The organism is Nocardioides secundeburneus (assembly GCF_039939255.1).
Classification (GTDB): domain Bacteria; phylum Actinomycetota; class Actinomycetes; order Propionibacteriales; family Nocardioidaceae; genus Nocardioides.
This window is the reverse complement of sequence record NZ_JBDUUE010000002.1, coordinates 1-17,422: the sequence shown is the minus strand read 5'-3', so window position 1 is coordinate 17,422 and position 17,422 is coordinate 1. Positions and strand designations below refer to the sequence as shown.

The window sequence follows — 17,422 nt, the reverse complement described above, 5'->3', positions numbered from 1 at the left end:
AGGAACGGTCAGCGCCGGGCCGTGCGACGGGCCAGCAGCTGCGGGAACGCCCGGTGCACCTCGGCCACGACGAGCGCGACGACGGTCGTCTTGAGCAGGTCGCCGACGTAGTAGAGGGCGTCGATCTTCAACGCCTCGTCGAACGACAGGTCGAGGCGGACCATCAGCCCGACGATGCCGAACGGGTGGATGACCAGGATGCTCGCCGCGATGGAGCACAAGAAGACCGGCAGCGCCCGCGTGCGGGCCGAGCGGGCCACGTGGGCCACGAGGAAGCCGCCCAGGGCGGCGGCGAACGGGAACGAGAGCAGGTAGCCGACGCTCGGCTCGCTGAGCACGCCCGGCCCACCGGTGTGACCGGCGAAGACCGGCAGCCCGGCGAAGCCGATCGCGAGGTAGAGCAGGGCCGCGGCCGCGCCCCGCACCGGCCCGAGCAGGCAGCCGGCGAGCATCACCGCAAGGGTCTGCAGCGTGATCGGCACGCCGGCGCCGCCCACCGGCACGGCGCCCACGTAGGTGAGCGCGGCGATGAGCGCGGCGAACGCCGCGACCAGGGCGAGGTCGGTCGGGGTGAACCGCCACCTGGAGGGAGACCGCTCGGCGCCGGGCGAACCGTCGGACGAGACCTCGGGCGTGGTGTCGGTCATGGCAGGCTCCTAGCGGGGTGACTCCGGTACGACGACGAGCGCGGCGGGCCGCCTCGGACGGCGCCTCGACGCCGACACTCTGCCAGCACGTCGGCGGCGACCCGCGCCACCATCTCATTCCGGGCCCGCAGCCCCGCTGTCCCCTCCCGCGGCGACCACCGACAGTCCGTCTCGGTCCTCGGTCCGCCACCCACCGAGGTGAGGCCCCCGGGCCGGTGAACCCCGAGGGTAGGAGCCGTCTTCGAGTGACTCGCCGCGTCCGGGTGGCGGAGCCACCCGCACGTGGGGTGATCGAGGCGCCGCGTCCCCGGCCCGGAGCACGTGCCGGGGTCGCGACCACCCAGACAGGCCTGCACTCCCCCGCCGACCCCCAGGTGCGCCCATGCTCGAGCCGAACGTCACCATCACCCACACCCACGACCGCGTCGTCGTCGTCGCGGTCGGGAGTCTCGACGGCCACGCCCAGACGCTGCACGACCTCGTCGTCGTCGCCGGCGTGCGCGGCGTGCCGGTGCACGTCGACCTCACGGGGGTCACCCACCTCCCGGGCCCGGCCGTCTACGTCCTCGCCCGGACCACCGCCCGGCTGGTCGCTGCTCCCGACACGATCGTGTCCCGCAAGCTAGGGATGCTCGGCCTGCGGCACGACGTCGCCGGCGCCGGCGCGTTCGTGAGCGGCGCGGCCTGAGTCCCGTCCCCTCCATCAACTCTGGCCGCGGGTCGCCTGACGGTCCCGGGGCGTGAGGCCACGCTCGTCGTGGACGATCTCGACGGCGAGCTGGCGGATCTTGACCTCCTCCGCGGTCGAGATCCGGCCCAGGAGACCGAAGGCGACCGGGGCCGTGAGGCCGTAGCGCTCCATGACGATGCCGGTCGCCTGACCGATCACCGTCCGGGTGTCGATCGCGGCCCGCAGGTTCGCCACGGTCTCCGAGCCCGCGGTGGCGATCGCGACGTGGGCGGCGAGCGCGGCGCCGTCGTCGACCGAGGCGGCGCTGAACCCGCCGGGGTCGGTGGAGTAGACGCTGAGCGCCCCGAGCGTGTCCTCGTGGGTGAACAGCTGGAACGACATGGCGCTGCGCAGGCTCGTCTCGGCGGCCACCCTCGGCCCCCAGGCGGGGAACCGCGGGTCGGAGCGGAAGTCGGGTGCGTGCACGAAGCGGTCCTTCGAGACCGCGAGCACGCACGTGCCCTCCTCGAGGTCGTCCTGCACCCGGCCGGCCGTGGCCGCCTCGTCGTTGGTGGGACCACGGGTCTCGACCCGGCGTCGCCGGCCGTCGCGGCGCACGATGCTCACCGCGGCCGCCGTGGCCCCGTCGACGTTGGCCACCGCGAGGTCGGCCGCGAGGCGGTAGATGCCCTCGTCGACGTCGCCGAGCCTGCTGTGCAGCTCACGAGCGGCGGCCGCCATCCGCTCGCTGCGGTCGGCCCGGCGCTCCTCCCTGCGGTCCTCTTCGTCGTCCGAGGTGCTCATGGTCGAACCCTGGCACGGATGCGATCGCGCTCGCCACGTCGGGACAACCGTTCGTCCGCGCTCGGCGTGAGAAGGCGGCGGCTGACCGCCGGGGCCCGTCTCCCAGAGCCCCAGCCAGGCTCGGCTCCCGACCCATCGATCGGGCTGCCGACTTGGTTTCTGCGAACGCCGTACAGAAGGCTGTCCATGACCCACACTCGGCGAGTGCGAAATCTTGTCTCCGCTTCCTCCCTCGTCCTCCTCACCGCGTTCTTCGTCCAAACGGCGCCGCTTCCCGCGTCGGCGGCAGGCGGGCTGACGTCGCCGAGCATCGTTCTGTACGACGACTGCGACTTCCACCCGATCCGCTTCGACCTCGAACTTCCGGAGTACACGGACGGCTTCTCGGCCGACATCAACATCTACGGCCCGGACGGGCTCGAGGCCGGCTCGGGATTCGTCTACGGCGACGGCTCAGACGGTGCCGGCACCGAGGAGGTGTTCATGTGCGACGACCCGCGTCCGGGACGTTACCGGCTCCAGGCTGAGGTCGAGGCATGCGACTACGACTACAACTGCTTCGACTACGTCGTGGACGGTTCCTCGTTCAACCTTCGATACCCACGCAGCAGGACGCTGATCAAGGCGACCTCCGGACAGCGCCATCGGATCGCCGTCACGGTGAAGGAAGAGCGTCCGCGCGGCTACTTCACGACCGACTCCTACAACACGGTCGTCCTCGAGAAGAAGCAGGGAAAGCGATGGGCACGAGTGTCCCGCGGTTACACCGATGCCCGCGGGGTGGCCCGGTTCAACGGCCCGAACAAGCCCGGTCGTGAGACTTTCCGGGCCCGGGTCATCTTCGACTCCGACGACGACGTCATGAACTCGACGTCCCGCCCGCTCACGCTGAGCTGAGACGCGACCGAGCGAGCAGCGGAAGGATCAGCCCTCCACCCCACGCCGCTTGCGGACGACGACCACGAGCGAGAGACCCGCGGCGACGGCGACGAGCAGCACCGGCACGACGACGCCACCGAGACCGCTCGACGAGCCTCCGGAGTCGACCGCCGGACCCGAGAGCCGCTCGGCCGCCGAGCCGGTCGGTGCGGACGGCGTCTCGCCGGCCACGGCCACCGGACCCTGGGCGAAGGTCACCTCGCCCCCGACCTCGTGGCCGTCCTCGGAGAGCACCTCGTAGGTCAGCACGTAGTCGCCGTCGGGGCCGGTCCAGAGGTTCTGCCGGACCTCGGCTTCGTCGACCGTCGGGGTGCCGTTGGTGACGCTGCCGTCGGGTCCCTCGAGCTCGAGGGTGAGCACCTCGCTGATCGGGCCGCTGAAGGTCAGCGTCATGCGCGACGGCAGCGACGTGACGACGCCGGCCTCGGCCGGGTCGGAGAGCACCAGGGCGTCGTGCGCCTCGGCCGGCGTCGGCCACAGGAACAGCAGGGCGAGGACCATCGAGCAGACCACGGCCGGGATGCGGCGGGCCGAGCGCACGACGGCCGAGACGTCAGGCATCGCGCACGACCGCGTAGGCGTCGCGGACGGCGGCCGCCGCGGAGCGGTCGTCGTCGCTCGGGGCGGGGAGGTCGCCGAGAACCTGGAGCGGCCACGACGGCGGGCTCGCCGTGCCGGCGAGGGCCCACGCCGCCTGGCGGGCGGCGCCGAGCGCGACGTACTCCCCCGGCGCGGGCAGCGCGACGGGCTGACCGAGGATCGCCGGGGCGAGGGCCTGCAGCGCCGCGCTGCGGGTGGCGCCGCCGACGAGCATCAGCCGCGAGGGCGTGGTGCCGGTGGTCGCGACGAGCTTGTCGAGCGCGTCGGCCAGCGAGCAGAGCAGGGCCTCGAAGGCCGCCCGAGCCAGGTCGGCGCGCGTCGTCGAGGGCCGTAGACCGTGCCAGACGCCGACGGCGTCGGGGCGGTTGGGGGTGCGCTCGCCGCCGTAGTAGGGCAGCAGGGTGAGGCCGCCGGAGCCCGGCGCCGCCTCGAGGGCGAGCCGGGCGAGCTCGTCGTGGTCGACGCCGAGCCACCGCGACTGCAGGTCGAGGACGCCGGCGGCGTTCATGGTCGTGCACATCGGCAGGAAGCCGGACTCGGCGTCGGCGAAGCCGGTCACCGTGCCGGTGCCGTCGGCGACCGGGGTGCCGCTCACCATCGACACGACGCCACTGGTGCCGATCGAGACCAGGACGTCGCCCGGGGCCAGCGACATCCCGAGGGCCCCGCCCATGTTGTCGCCGGTGCCCGCACCCACGACCGCGCCCGACTCCGTCGTCGCGGCGACGGCGCCGCCGGCCACCACGGTCGGGACCTCGGCCTCGTGACCGAGCGCCTTGGCGAGCAGGTCGTGGCGCCACTCGCCGCTCGAGGCGTCGAAGTAGCCGGTGCCGGACGCGTCGCCGCGGTCGGTGAAGGCCCGCGACCCGGCCGCCGCGACATGACGGGACACGTAGTCGTGGGGAAGGAGAACCTGGGCCACCCGGCGGGCGGCGTCGGGCTCGTGGTCGCGCAGCCAGCGCAGCTTGGTGGCGGTGAACGACGCGACGAGCACGCTGCCGACGGCGTCGGCGCACGCCTGGGGCCCACCGATCTCCTCGACGAGCTCGAGGGCCGACGACGCCGAGCGGGTGTCGTTCCACAGCAGCGCGTCGCGCACCGGCTCCCCGGCGGCGTCGAGGGCGACCATGCCGTGCTGCTGGCCGGCGACCGCGACGGCCTGCGCCCGGTCGACCAGCGGGCCGGCGGCCTGGTCGTAGGCCGCCAGCCACGCGCGCGGGTCCACCTCGGTGCCGGGCGGGTGCGGCGCCGTCCGGGACTCGACGACGGTGCCGTCGTCGGCGTCGACGAGGACGGCCTTGGTCGACTGGGTCGAGGAGTCGATGCCGAGCACGAGCGTCATGGGGTACCTCCGGGAAGGGTGGCGTCGAGGGCGCCGGCGGGCAGGCGGTACAGGGCCGCCAGTCGGTCGCGCTGGGAGCGCGGTGGCAGGGCGCGACCGGTCTCCCAGGCTCGCACGGTCGCGGGCGAGCGTCCGCAGTATCGGGCAACGTCGCTCTGGCGCAGGTCGCTCCAGCGGCGCAGGTCGGTGAGCACGCGCGGGAGGTCGCCGGGCTGCCAGCACACCGGGCGCAGACCGTGGGGCGGCGGCGTGCCGAACCACCCGGCGACGACGGCGAGGTCGAGGCCGAGGGCCCGCGCGAGGTGGCGCTGGTGCCCGATCTGCGGCGCGTCGCCGCGCTCCCAGCGGCCGACGAGGTGGCGCGAGACGCCGACCTCGGCGGCGAGCCGGTCCTGCGACCAGCCGCGGCTACGCCGGGCGCTGCGGACCGGCGAGCGACGCGTGGGCACGGGCTCGCGCCGGCGACGGAGCAGGGCGACCAGCTGGTCGGCACCACCGGGGCCGGTCATCCCCAGCACGGTCTGCAGACGGGGCAGCAGGTCGAGCGGCAGGCCGGCTCGGCCGGACTCCCAGTTGAAGACCGTGGCCACCGGGACGCCGAGCGAGGAGGCGACCTCGCCGGCGGTGCAGCCCCGCTCGCGGCGCAGCGCCCGGAGCCCGGTCGCCCGGACCCGGGTCGCCGGCGCTGCCGGCGAGCGGTGCGCGCTGAAGAACGCGGCGACGGCGTCGCGCTCGGTCTCGAGGGCCTGGGCGAGCCCGGCGACGACGTCGGCGCCCGGCAGCCGGACGCCCCGCTCCCAACGGAGCACGGTCGCGGTGTGCACGCCCAGCGCGCTCGCGACCTCGGACGCCGTCAGCCGGAGCTCGAGTCGGCGGGTGCGCAGGTCGACCGGCGTGTCGACCGTGCTCACGACGTGGTGGAGAAGGCGGCGTCGAACGCAGCCGAGGGCGGGTCGAACGCCAGCCGACGCACGAACTCCAGCGCCTCCGGAGCACCCACCAGACGATCCATCCCGGCGTCCTCCCACTCCACCGAGATCGGACCCTCGTACCCGATCGTGTTCAACATCCGAAAAGACGCCTCCCACGGCACGTCACCATGCCCGGTCGAGACGAAGTCCCACCCACGACGCGGATCAGCCCACGGCAGGTGCGACCCCAGACGACCATTACGCCCGTTACCCACCTGACGCTTCGCATCCTTGCAATCCACGTGATAGATCCGATCCCGGAAGTCCCACATGAACCCCACCGGATCCAGGTCCTGCCACACGAAGTGCGACGGGTCCCAGTTCAACCCGAACGCCTCGCGATGCCCGATCGCCTCCAACGTCGCCACCGTCGTCCAGTAGTCATAAGCGATCTCACTCGGGTGCACCTCGTGCGCGAACCGCACCCCACACTCGTCGAACACGTCCAAGATCGGGTTCCACCGATCCGCGAAATCGCGATACCCCGCCGCCACCATCTCCTCGGTCGCCGGCGGGAACATCGCCACGTACTTCCAGATCGAACTACCCGTGAACCCGACCACCGTGTCGACACCCAGACGCTGCGCCGTACGAGCCGTCAGCTTCATCTCCTCAGCCGCACGCTGACGCACACCCTCGGCATCACCATCACCCCACACCTGCGGAGGCAGGATCGCCTGGTGCCGACCATCGATCGGGTCATCACACACCGCCTGACCCTTCAAGTGGTTCGAGATCGCCCACACCTTCAACCCGTGCTTCTCCAACACGTCCAGCTTCGACTGCACGTACGCGTCGTCCTCCGCCGCCCGCCACGGATCGAGATGATCCCCCCAGCACGCGATCTCCAGACCGTCATAACCCCACTCCGAAGCCAGCCGACACACCTCCTCGAACGGCAGATCGGCCCACTGGCCGGTGAACAACGTGATCGGGCGGGGCATCGGGGCTCCTCGGGTCGGTGGTGCTCGGAACTGGTCGACGGGTGGTGCGGTGCGGACCGACGCCGGGACGGAGCGCACTGTCCCGGCGTCGGCCGCGGGGCGCGGCCGTGGCCACGCCCCCGCCCGGTCGGGGACCCGGCCACCGGCCGACCCACAGGGCCGATCCTGTGGGCGGTCGGTCCCGGCACCTCGCGGTGCCGGCGGCCGGATCCCCTACGGACGATCTATCTCGTGCTCGGCTAGAGCTGCGCTCGCAGCTGTCGCTGCAGCTCGCGCAGGGCAGCCTTCGCCTGCGCGTTGCCGAGCCCGTTCACCTTCTGCTGGAACCGGGTCAGGGCCTGTCGGGCCTGCTTGTCCGCACCGCGCTTGTCGGCCTTCTGTGCGGCATTCAGGTCCTGCTTCAGGGCCTTGGCGACCTTGGTCCCGATCTTGTTCTCGCGGTCGAGCCTGGTGACCAGGCCCTTGCCACCGGCGTACGTCGCGACCACCCGGAAGGTGATCGTGCGCGTCTGCTGGTTGCCCGCCTTGTCGGTGACCGTGACCTGGAGGCGGTGGGTACCGACCTTCAGGGCCACGGCGTCGAGGCGGACCGGCGAGCCCACGACCTTGCCGTCGAGCCGGATCACGCGCGAGGCGATCCCCGACGTCGCGTCGGTCGTGGTGACCGTGGCGGTGCGCTGGCCGGCAGCGGCCATCTCCTGGCCGTTGACGATCCCGGCGATGGTCAGGCGCGGCGCCGTGGCGTCGAGCTTGATCGTCCGGGACACGACCTCGGAGACCGTGCCCGCGGCGTCCCGCGCCCGGGCCCGGACCTGCGTCGTGCCGTCCTTCGTCACCTTGATCGGCGTGGTGTACGCCGTCCACGCGCCGTCGCCGAGTCGGTACTCGACGCTCAGCGCGCCGTCGCCACCGGCACCCGCGAGGGTGATGGTGACCGGCGAGGTGTACCAGCCACCGCGACCGTCGGGCGCCGTCGGCGCCGTGGTCATGGTGACGCTGGGCGCCTCCGGCTCGGGCTGCTCGCCCTCGGGGACGACGACCTCGAACTCGTCGGTCGTCTCGTTGCCCGCCGCGTCGCTCGCCGTGTACGACACCACGTGGGTGCCGGGCTCGGAGATCGTGAACGGTGCCGCGTAGTCGGTCTTGGTCCCGCCGTCCACCTGGTAGGTGAACGAGGTGACCTCGACGTCGTCCGTGGCGTCGAGCACGACGGTGCCCGGGCCGGTCAGCTCGAGGTCGATGCAGCCGATGATCGCGCCGTCGCGGTGGATCGCGAAGATCCCACCCTCGATCCGCGGCGCCCACGGGACCGTGGCCTCCGCGTACGACGTGCCGTCAGCCGCCGCCTTGATGCGCGGCTCGCCCGAACCGGCGACCCAACCGGGGTTGGTGGGCCACAGCTCGTTCGGCGGGGTACCGGCGCCGGCCTCGTCGTCACGGTAGTGACCCTCGAAACCGCCGCAGTCGGTGCCGACGTGCAGGTGCGACTCGTAGTTCTGGTCCGGCAGCAGACCCGTGAGCTGCAGCTTCGCCGTGGTGGTGTATCCGGTGCCATCGGCCTCCGAGACGAGGGTGGCGGTGCCACCGACGCCCGTGCTGGCCTGGTCGAGCACCGTACCGGCGTAGGAGCCGAGCACGGTGGCGTCGACCTCCGGTGCCGTCTCGTCGACCGGCGGCTCCTCGTCGTCGACGACCACGGTGGTGGTGCCGACGTTGGAGATGTTGCCGGCGTTGTCGACGGCGCGGTAGCGCACCTCGTACGAGCCGGGCTGGTCGAACGCGATCGGCGCGGTGTACGCCGTCCACGTCGTCGCGGTGCCGATCTGGTACTCCACCCGGGCCACGCCCGAGGTCGCGTCGGCGCCGGCCAGGGTCAGCGACTTGGTCGCCTCGCCCGCCACGGTGCCGGTCACGGTCGGGACGACGGTGTCGATCTTGACCGTCTGCGACTTGATCGCCTCGGCGTTGCCGGCCTTGTCGGTCGAGCGGTACTCGATGAGACGGTCACCCTCGCCGGTCACGGAGACCGCCGCGGTGTACGGCGTCCAGGCGCCGCCGGCGATGCGGTACTCGGTCGAGCCGATGCCCGACCCGCCCGCCTCGTCGGTGGCCGCCAGGGTGAACGACGGACGCACGGTGTACCAGCCGCCCTGGCCGGTGGCCGCGGGGATGGTGATCGTCGTCGTCGGCGCCGTGGTGTCGCCCGGCTCGTCAGTGCCCGGGTCGCACGAGTCGTCGCTACCCAGGGTGAAGAAGTCGAAGCTGGCCGTGATGCCCGCGCCGGCCGTGGAGTTGGCCGCCGAGAGCAGTCCGATGCGCGGGCTGGTGATGCCCGTGAGGTCGTAGCCGGAGGACATGTTCGTCCAGGTCACGCCGTCACGGCTGTAGGAGCCCACCACGTCGGTGCCGTTGGTGCTGGTCAGTCGAAGCCAGGTGGTGGTGCCGAAGTCGGCTCCGAGCGCAGGAGAGTTGGTCTCCGGCGTCGTCGCGTTGAGCTCCTTGGCCATCTGGACGACGTTCGACGCGGCGTCCGGCTGGTCACTACGGCCCTGGATGACGTGCTTGATGTAGTTGTCGTCGTCGCCGTAGATGATCAGTCCGGCCTGCTGGAACGACCGGTTGATCGGCGCCGTGACCTTGGTGGTGGCCACGAACGGTCCGGTGGGCAGCGCGGTCAGGACCACGTCGCGGGTGGTGTTCGTGGTCTGGTAGAGGTCCGTGGCCTCCATCGGGATCTTGACCGAGCCACCGGAGACGGTGAGGTTGCCGCTCGGGCGCACCGTCGTCCAGCCGCTGCCGAGGGCGTTGCCACCGAACTGGTCGGTGACCACGCAACCCGGGTCGGTCGCGCAGGCGTCGGAGACGAGCTCGAAGGAGTCGAACTGTGCCGAGATCGTCGCCGCCGCCGCGTTGTTGGCGAACGCCGTGACGCCCACCCGCGGGTTGGTGATCCCGGTCAGGTCGAAGCCTCGGGGCATCGCCGTCCACGTGACACCGTCGGTGCTGTACTCACCGGTGATGGCGGTGCCGTCGGTGCTGTTCAGCCGGAGCCACACGGTGGAGGGGAAGCTCGCGCCCAGGCCCGAGGTGTTGGCCTCGGTCGCGGTCGCGTTGAGCTCCTTGGTGAGCTGGATGATGTTGGAGGCGGCATCGGGCGACGCGCTGCGGCCCTGGGCCACGAGCTTGATGTAGTTGTTGTCGTCGCCGTAGATGATCAGACCGGCCTGCTGGTACTGCCGGTTGATCGGCGCCGTCACCTTGGTGACGAGCTGGAACGGCCCGCTCGGCAGGTCACGCAGCACCAGGTCGCCCGTGGTGTTGGTGGTCTGGTAGAGGTCGGTGCCGGCCATCGGGATGGTGAGGTTGCCGCCGCCGACGGTGATGTTGCCGGTCGGACGCACGACCTCCCAGGTGCTGCCCAGGGCGTTGCCGTCGAAGCTGTCCAGGCAGGTGTTGCCCGAGTTGCACGGGGTCGCCGTGTCGTCCGGGGTGATGGTGAAGTAGTCGAACTTCGCCTGGATGTTGTCGGCCGCGCCGGCCGCGGTGCTGCCGAGGCCGAGCAGACCGACCTTGGGCGCCGTGATGCCGGTCAGGTCACGCGGTGCGGCGTTGCCGCTCGACGTGGTGATCGGCACGAAGGTCGCACCGTCGGTGCTGTAGGACGGCGTGACGACGTTGCCGTCGGTGCTGGTCATCCGCAGCCACACGGTGTCGGGGAACGTCGCACCGAGGTTGGTGGAGTTGGTCTCCGACGCGGTGGCGTTGACCTCCTTGGCGAACTGGATGACGTTGGCGGCCTTGCTGCCGGCCGCGGCGGTCGAACGACCCGAGTAGACGAGCTTCAGGTAGTTGTTGTCGTCGCCGTAGATGATCAGGCCGCCCTGCTGGTAGCCGCGGACCGCGGGCACCGTGACCTTGGTGGTGACCTCGAACGCCCCGGACGGCAGGTCCTGCAGGACGATGTTCGGGGTCGTGTTCGTGCCCTGGTAGATGTCGCTGTTGGTGAGCGGGATGCTGAGCGTCCCGTCGGCGACGGTCAGGCCCTGGTCGAGCCGCACCGTCTTGTTCCACCGGGTCGTGTCGAGCTCGGCCCCCAGGAAGTCGTCCGACCGGCCGTTGAGGCAGGTGTCGGCGGCACGGGTGACGGTGATCTCCGTCGTCCGCGTGGTCTTGGCACCACGCGCGTCGGTGACGACCAGGGTGGCGACGTACTTGCCCGGCGCCGTGTAGGTGTGCGACGGGTTGGCCTCGGTGGAGCTGGTGTTGTCACCGAAGGTCCACGCGTAGGTCACCGGCGTGTCGTTCTCGGGGTCGGTGACCGTGCTGGCGAACTGCACCGGCAGGGGCGCCTCACCGCGCAGCGGGGTGGCCGTGATGGCGACCGCGGGCGGCTTGTTGTCGCTGACGCCACGACCGTTGAAGTTCAGCCAGTTGACGTTGGCGCCGCCGGTGGTGGCGACGACGTACAGGGGCTGGCTGGTCAACGACGGGTTCGTGAACGGGACCGTGACGTTCTGGTAGGTCTGCGCGCCGCCGGTGTTCGGGACCGCCACGGTGGCGATCGCAGTGCCGGTGGGCGAGCCCTGGCGGATCTCGAACGCCGCCGTGGCGGTGGTCGAGGCAACGCGCATGGTCACGCCGCTGATGTTCGTCAGGTTCATGACGTCCCACCCGAACCAGTCACCAGCCTCGATACCGGTGACGTTGAGGCCGCCGTCGGTGTCGGTGGTGGTCTGGGTCACGACGCCGGGGGTGCCGGTCGTCGAGGTGCCGGTGCGTCCGGTCTCGTCGAAGAACTCGGCCTCCTTCTTGTTCGTGTGGAGGACGACGCCGTCGACGCTGGTCAGCGCGGCCGCGGGGGCCTTGCCGTTGTCGGTGTAGGACGCGGTGAGGACGCCGAAGATGTTGGCGCCGACGTGGCCGGCGTCACCGGGGATCGGGACGACACCCGAGCAACCGCGGTACTGCTCGTAGCCGTGCGAGTGCTCGTCGTGACCGAGGGCGGGCTGGACGATGACCTTGTTGCAGTCGATCGTGCCGTCCTCGGGGTCGGTGACCGTGACGTTGTAGCGCACGTAGTCGCCGAACTCGAAGAACCCGCCGTTCAGCGGCACCGTCAGCTTCACCGTCGGCGCGGTGTTGCCGGCCACGATGTCGATGTTGGTGGTGGCCGTGCGGCCACCCTCGTCGGTCACCGTCAGTCGTGCGGTGTAGTTGCCCGCCGCGGTGTAGGTGAACGAGGCCTGCGGCGTGGTGGCGTCGACCGTGCCGTCGCCGGTGAAGTCCCAGGCGTAGGTGAGGCCGGTGGCGTCACCGGTGTCGGGGTCGAACGAGGTGCGGCCGTCGAAGGCGACGGTCAGCGGCGCGGGACCGGAGGTCTTGTCGGTCGTCGCACGGGCCACCGGGGCCCGGTTGCCCTCGACGTAGTCGATCCGGTAGACGCCGGAGTCGGTGTTGTTGCCGTTGAAGCCGCTGCCCCACTCGATCATGTAGAGGGCGCCGTCCGGGCCGAACTGCAGGGCGTGCGGACGCGACATCTGCAGGCTCGGCAGGAACCGGTTGATGTCGGTGTAGTTGGTGCCCGTCTGGTTCATCTGCACGGTGAAGAGGCGGTTGTTGTTCCAGTCCGCCCAGATCGCCTTGCTGTCGAAGTAGGCCGGCCACTTGCGGTCGGAGACGAGGTCGGGGTTGAAGTCGTAGGTGCCCGACGTCATCGGGGCGCCGCTGGCGCCGATCTCCGGCGTGCCGGTGATCGAGGCGTTGTTGCTCTGCCAGATCACCGCGGGCTTGGCCGGCGGCAGGTTGGTCAGACCCGTGTTGTTGGGCGAGTCGTTGACCGGGGCCGCGCAGTTGAAGGTCGCGCCGGCGGTGCTGCTGGCGAAGTTGTAGTCGTTGTACGGCGTGTTGTTGCCGACGCAGTAGGGCCAGCCGTAGTTGCCGGGCTGGTCGAGGATGTTCCACTCGACGCGGCCGTTGGGTCCACGGGTGGCGCTGACGGAGCCGGCGTCCGGGCCGTAGTCGGCGACGAGGAGCTTGTTGTTCTGCTCGTCGAGGCCGATGCGGAACGGGTTGCGGAAGCCCATGGCGTAGATCTCGGGGCGCGTCTTCTGCTGGGTGTCCTGGGCCTCGTCGAAGAGGTTGCCGGCCGGGATGGTGTAGCCACCGGTGGCCTGCGGCTTGATCTTGAGGACCTTGCCGTTGAGCACGTTGGTGTTGGCCGAGGTGCGCTGGGCGTCCCAGGCGCTGCGGCCGGCGCGCTCGTCGATCGGCGAGTAGCCGCCCGAGTCGAACGGGTTGCTGTTGTCACCCGTGGCGATGTAGAGGTTGCCGTCCTTGTCGAACTCGATCGCGCCACCCGCGTGGCAGCACTGGTCGCGCTGCGTGGGGATGTCGATGATCGTCGTCGCGGTGTTGAGCGGCATGGTGTCGCCGGACATCGTGTAGCGCGCGACGCGGTCGGTCGGCACCGTCCCCGACGGGGAGTAGTACAGGTAGACGTAGTTGTTCGTCGCGAAGTTCGGGTCGAGGGCGATGCCCAGCAGGCCGAACTCCTGACCCGTGTAGACCGGGACGGTGCCCGCGGTCACCACGCTGCCGTTGGGCTTGATGATGCGCACGGCACCGTTGCGGTCGATGTAGAAGACACGGCCGTCGTCGGCGATGTCGAGCTCCATCGGGTTCGAGGTGTTCTCGTCGAGCGCGACCTTCTCGAAGCTGGGCTCGAGGGTGGCCGTGCAGTCCGCGGGGAGCACACCGGCAGCGGTCTTGATACCGCCGAGGATGTGGCCCAGGAACTTGGCGTCGGAGAACGAGGCGACCGTGTGACCCATGCCGGTGTACCAGCTGCGGCCGCCGTCGTAGTTCTGGCACCAGGCGATCGGGTGCTCGGCACCCATCGCGCCGCCGCCGGGGGCGTAGGTGGTCTCGTCCATGGAGGCGAGCACGTGCACCTTGCCGCGCGGGTTGGTGCGGAAGTTGTACCACTCGTCGGTGCGCTCCCAGCGCGGCTCGATGCCGGCGGTGGACGGGTGCGCGGGGTCCTCGACCTTGACGGTCGCGGTGGGCGTGCCCGCCGGGTGGTTGTTGAAGTAGGAGCCGACCAGGTTGCCGTACCAGGGCCAGGAGTACTCGGTGTCGGAGGCCGCGTGGATGCCCGCGTAGCCACCGCCGGCGCGGATGTAGCGCTCGAACGCGCCCTGCTCCACGTCGTTGAGCACGTCACCGGTGGTGCTCAGGAAGATGACGACCTCGTACTGCGCGAGGTTCGCGTCGGTGAAGACCGAGCTGTCCTCGGACACCGTCACGCGGAAGTTGTTGTCGGTGGCGAGCTTCTGGATCGCGGTGGTCGCGGCGCCGATGTTGTCGTGCCGGAACGCGGCGGTCTTGGAGAAGACGAGCGCGTCGAAGGAGTCGTCGGCCTTCGCCGTCGCTGCCTCGTCGGCGGTCCACGGCACGGCCTTGCTCAACGGGACCGACTCGGGCGAGCGGCCGAGCGCCTCGTCGAGGGTCTGGGACGTGCCGTGGTCGTGGTCGCCGTGGTCGCCGGACTCGCCGGGCGTCTCGGGTGCTGCGGCGACCGCGGGGGCCGTCGCTTCGGGCACCGCGGCACCGGCCGCCGGGGCGGTCAGTCCGAGGCCGACCGTGGCGCCCAATGGCAACGCCACGATCGTGGCCAGGGACGAGCCGAGCGCGAGGCGCGAGCCCTTCCTCAGCCGCGTGATGAGGTGGTTCATCACGAACTCCTTCGTTGGTGACGGGATGCGCTCCCTCGTGTTCCGGGGCGGGTCCCCGGGCGTTCGGCCCCTGTCGTGCGGTGGTGCGGGTGGTGCGGTCCTACGGGTGGTGCAGCTCTTCGGGTGGTGCGGGTGGTGCGATCGAGGGCTCTGCCGGCGTCGTCCGAGGACGACGCCGGCAGGGCGGGTGGCTCAGCGGGCGCCGAGCAGGTGGTCCATGGCGAGCTGGTCGAGGGCCTCGAGACCCACGCTGCGCGCGGCCAGGGTGTCGATGTCGTAGGAGGCCTCACGCACCGCAGCCAGGGACTCGCCCTCGGCCACGGTCGGCGTCGACAGCTCACCCACACCCGCAGCCTCGGCCGCAGCCTGGACCTCGGGATCGGCCCGGAACGCCAACGCCCGCTCACGCAGCACCAGGTAGTTGCGCATGCACCCACGCGCCGACTCCCACACCCCGTCGAGACCCTCGGCCCGCGGCGGCTTGAAGTCGAAGTGGAGATAACCGTCGTAGGCCGGCGAGAGACCACCCGCACCCAACAACGTGTCCACGGTCCAGAACGCACCCCGCAGGTTGCCCGCACCGAAACGCAGGTCCTGGTCGAAGCGCGGACCGTGCTGACCGTTCAGGTCAACGTGGAACAGCTTGTCGTGCCACAACGCCTGCGCGATCCCGTGCGCGAAGTTCAGCCCCGCCATCTCCTCGTGACCGACCTCCGGGTTCACCCCCACCATCTCGGGGTGCTCCAGCTCGCTGATCAACGCGATCGCGTGACCGATCGTGGGGAGCAGGATGTCGCCCCGAGGCTCGTTCGGCTTCGGCTCGAGCGCGAACCGCATGTCGTAGCCCTGCTCACGCACATAGCCACACACCAGGTCCAGCGCGTCCTTCATCCGCTCCAACGCCGCCGGGATGTTCTTGCTGGCACCGTGCTCGGCACCCTCACGACCACCCCACATCACGAACGTCTTCGCACCCAGGTGCGCCGCGAGATCGATGTTGCGCAACACCTTCGCCGTCGCGTACCGACGCACCTCACGGTTGTTCGCCGTCAGACCACCCTCCTTGAACACCGGGTGGCTGAACAGGTTCGTGGTCACCATCTCGGTCACCAGACCCGTCTCGGACAGCGCGGTCTCGTAGCGCTCCAACGTCTTGTCGCGCGTGCCGTCGTCGGGCAGCAGGTCGTCGTCGTGGAACGTCACCGCCGCCGCACCCAGCTCGGCCAGCTTGTACACGCTCTCCACCGGGTCCAACGGCGGCCGGCTCGCCGGGCCGAACACGTCGGTGCCGTCCCAACCCACGGTCCACAGACCGAACGAGAACTTGTCCTCGGGACGGGGCTGGTAGTTGTCGGTGCTCATACGGGGATCTCCTGCCAGGTACGGGTGTCGGAACTGCTCTCGACGGCGGCGAGCACGCGCTGCACGCGCAGGCCGTCGTCGAAGGTGGGGGTGGGCTGGGTGCCCTGGGCGATGGCGTTGACGAGGTCGACGGCCTGGTGGGTGAAGCCGTGCTCGTAGCCGAGGCCGTGGCCGGGGGGCCACCACGCGCCCACGTAGGGGTGGCCGGGCTCGGTGACCTGGATGCGGCGGAAGCCGGCGGTCTCGTCGGGCTCGCTGGCGTCGAAGAACTCCAGGACGTTCATGTCCTCGAAGTCGAAGGCGAGGCTGCCGCGTGAGCCGTTGATCTCGATGCGGATGGCGTTCTTGCGGCCGGTGGCGAAGCGGGTGGCCTCGAAGACGCCGGCCGCTCCCCCGCGGAAGCGGGCGAGGAACATGGCGGCGTCGTCGACGGTGACCGGCACGCGTTCGGCCGACGCCGCCGCCACGCCGGCCAGGCCGGCGTGCTCGGCGGCGACGGGCCGCTCCTTGACGAAGGTCTCGAGTCGCGCCGAGACCTCGGCGATGTCGTCGCCGGTGATGTGCTGGGCGAGGTCGATGATGTGGGCGCCGATGTCACCCAGGGCGCCGGACCCGGCCTTGTCCTTGTCGAGGCGCCACGACATGGGCGCCTCGGGGTCGGCGATCCAGTCCTGGAGGTACTGGGCCCGCACGTGGCGGACCTCGCCGATGCGTCCCTCGGTGACCAGCTGGCGCGCGAGGGCCACGGCGGGCACCCGGCGGTAGGTGAAGCCGACCATGGCGCGCACGCCGAGTCGGGCTGCCTCGTGAGCGGCCGCCGCCATGGCCTCGGCCTCGGCGACGGTGTTGGCCAGCGGCTTCTCGCACAAGACGTGCTTGCCGGCCTCGAGCGCGGCGATCGCGATCTCGGCGTGGGTGTCGCCGGGGGTGCAGATGTCGACGAGGTCGACGTCGTCACGGGTGACGAGGTGACGCCAGTCCGTGTCGACGTCGCGCCAGCCCAGCCGCTGAGCGGCGGCAGCCGTGCGCTCGGGGTCGCGGCCGCCCAGGACCTGCATGAGGGGGTTCAGCGGCAGGTCGAAGAACCGGCCCGCGGTGCGCCACGCCTGGGAGTGGGCGGCCCCCATGAAGGAGTGGCCCACCATCGCGACGTTGAGGTGCGGGGTGCTCACGAGGCAGACCTCTCAGGAGACGAAGGCGGTCGGCAGGTAGGTGTCGACGTTCTCCGAGGTCACGACCGGGGCGTAGAGCTGCACCGTGCGGGGCACCTCGACCTCGACCAGGTCCGAGACGTTCTTCTGCTGGGCCAGCAGACGAGCGAGCTTGAGACCGTCGGCACCCTGGGTCGAGGGGTAGACCACGGTCGCCTTCAGCACCGAGTTGTCGGCCTTGATCGCGTCCATGACCTGC

11 protein-coding genes and 1 pseudogene are annotated in these 17,422 nt (G+C 70.9%); 2 read left to right on the top strand and 10 right to left on the bottom strand.

Annotated features, from left to right (window positions below; all coding sequences use genetic code 11):
- Positions 1-8: 8 nt before the first annotated feature.
- Positions 9-647, bottom strand: a complete 639-nt coding sequence (locus ABFT23_RS05045; RefSeq protein ID WP_347893073.1) for a biotin transporter BioY — start codon at positions 645-647, stop codon at positions 9-11.
- A gap of 382 nt (positions 648-1,029) precedes the next feature.
- On the opposite strand from ABFT23_RS05045, the gene ABFT23_RS05040 reads away from it, so the two are divergent.
- Complete coding sequence (locus ABFT23_RS05040) at positions 1,030-1,335, top strand: hypothetical protein (protein ID WP_347893072.1); 306 nt, start codon at positions 1,030-1,032, stop codon at positions 1,333-1,335.
- A 15-nt stretch (positions 1,336-1,350) separates the two neighbouring features.
- Here the strand turns inward: ABFT23_RS05040 and ABFT23_RS05035 are convergent, their stop codons facing one another.
- A complete protein-coding gene (locus ABFT23_RS05035; RefSeq protein WP_347893070.1) occupies positions 1,351-2,121 on the bottom strand; it encodes a GAF and ANTAR domain-containing protein in 771 nt (256 codons plus the stop codon).
- 186 nt (positions 2,122-2,307) lie between these two features.
- Here ABFT23_RS05035 and ABFT23_RS05030 point away from each other — a divergent pair, with 186 nt between their 5' ends.
- Positions 2,308-3,018 (top strand): hypothetical protein, encoded by a 711-nt coding sequence (locus ABFT23_RS05030; RefSeq protein WP_347893068.1) that lies wholly within the window; start codon positions 2,308-2,310, stop codon positions 3,016-3,018.
- 27 nt (positions 3,019-3,045) lie between these two features.
- Here ABFT23_RS05030 and ABFT23_RS05025 read toward each other — a convergent pair whose 3' ends face one another.
- The 8 genes and pseudogenes from ABFT23_RS05025 to ABFT23_RS04990 form a co-directional block, all read right to left on the bottom strand.
- Positions 3,046-3,621, bottom strand: coding sequence for a copper resistance CopC family protein (locus ABFT23_RS05025; protein ID WP_347893067.1), 576 nt, complete (start codon positions 3,619-3,621; stop codon positions 3,046-3,048).
- Positions 3,614-5,002 carry a xylulokinase gene (xylB, locus tag ABFT23_RS05020; RefSeq protein ID WP_347893066.1) on the bottom strand — a complete coding sequence of 463 codons (1,389 nt, stop codon included), beginning with the start codon at positions 5,000-5,002 and terminating at the stop codon, positions 3,614-3,616. The genes ABFT23_RS05025 and xylB overlap by 8 nt, the downstream gene beginning before the upstream one ends.
- On the bottom strand, positions 4,999-5,913 hold the full coding sequence (locus ABFT23_RS05015) for a helix-turn-helix transcriptional regulator (protein ID WP_347893065.1): 915 nt from the start codon (positions 5,911-5,913) through the stop codon (positions 4,999-5,001). Before ABFT23_RS05015 ends, xylB begins: the two co-directional genes overlap by 4 nt.
- A complete protein-coding gene (locus ABFT23_RS05010; protein ID WP_347893064.1) occupies positions 5,910-6,917 on the bottom strand; it encodes a sugar phosphate isomerase/epimerase family protein in 1,008 nt (335 codons plus the stop codon). The genes ABFT23_RS05015 and ABFT23_RS05010 overlap by 4 nt, the downstream gene beginning before the upstream one ends.
- Positions 6,918-7,156: 239 nt before the next feature.
- The gene (locus ABFT23_RS05005; RefSeq protein ID WP_347893063.1) at positions 7,157-14,650 is read right to left on the bottom strand and encodes a ThuA domain-containing protein; all 7,494 of its coding nucleotides are present in this window, start codon (positions 14,648-14,650) and stop codon (positions 7,157-7,159) included.
- A 192-nt stretch (positions 14,651-14,842) separates the two neighbouring features.
- Positions 14,843-16,012 carry a xylose isomerase gene (xylA, locus tag ABFT23_RS05000; RefSeq protein ID WP_347893062.1) on the bottom strand — a complete coding sequence of 390 codons (1,170 nt, stop codon included), beginning with the start codon at positions 16,010-16,012 and terminating at the stop codon, positions 14,843-14,845.
- Positions 16,009-17,184 (bottom strand): Gfo/Idh/MocA family protein, encoded by a 1,176-nt coding sequence (locus ABFT23_RS04995; RefSeq protein WP_347893061.1) that lies wholly within the window; start codon positions 17,182-17,184, stop codon positions 16,009-16,011. The genes xylA and ABFT23_RS04995 overlap by 4 nt, the downstream gene beginning before the upstream one ends.
- Before the next feature lie 12 nt (positions 17,185-17,196).
- Positions 17,197-17,422 (bottom strand): annotated as a pseudogene (locus ABFT23_RS04990) (sugar ABC transporter substrate-binding protein); the annotation flags it as partial.

Bases quoted from the DNA above. Each gene is read 5' to 3' on its own strand.
- xylA (WP_347893062.1), bottom strand. From the start codon at position 16,012: ATGAGCACCGACAACTACCAGCCCCGTCCCGAGGACAAGTTCTCGTTC.
- ABFT23_RS05045 (WP_347893073.1), bottom strand. From the start codon at position 647: ATGACCGACACCACGCCCGAGGTCTCGTCCGACGGTTCGCCCGGCGCC.
- ABFT23_RS05010 (WP_347893064.1), bottom strand. From the start codon at position 6,917: ATGCCCCGCCCGATCACGTTGTTCACCGGCCAGTGGGCCGATCTGCCG.
- ABFT23_RS05035 (WP_347893070.1), bottom strand. From the start codon at position 2,121: ATGAGCACCTCGGACGACGAAGAGGACCGCAGGGAGGAGCGCCGGGCC.
- xylB (WP_347893066.1), bottom strand. From the start codon at position 5,002: ATGACGCTCGTGCTCGGCATCGACTCCTCGACCCAGTCGACCAAGGCC.
- ABFT23_RS05040 (WP_347893072.1), top strand. From the start codon at position 1,030: ATGCTCGAGCCGAACGTCACCATCACCCACACCCACGACCGCGTCGTC.
- ABFT23_RS05030 (WP_347893068.1), top strand. From the start codon at position 2,308: ATGACCCACACTCGGCGAGTGCGAAATCTTGTCTCCGCTTCCTCCCTC.
- ABFT23_RS05025 (WP_347893067.1), bottom strand. From the start codon at position 3,621: ATGCCTGACGTCTCGGCCGTCGTGCGCTCGGCCCGCCGCATCCCGGCC.
- ABFT23_RS05005 (WP_347893063.1), bottom strand. From the start codon at position 14,650: ATGAACCACCTCATCACGCGGCTGAGGAAGGGCTCGCGCCTCGCGCTC.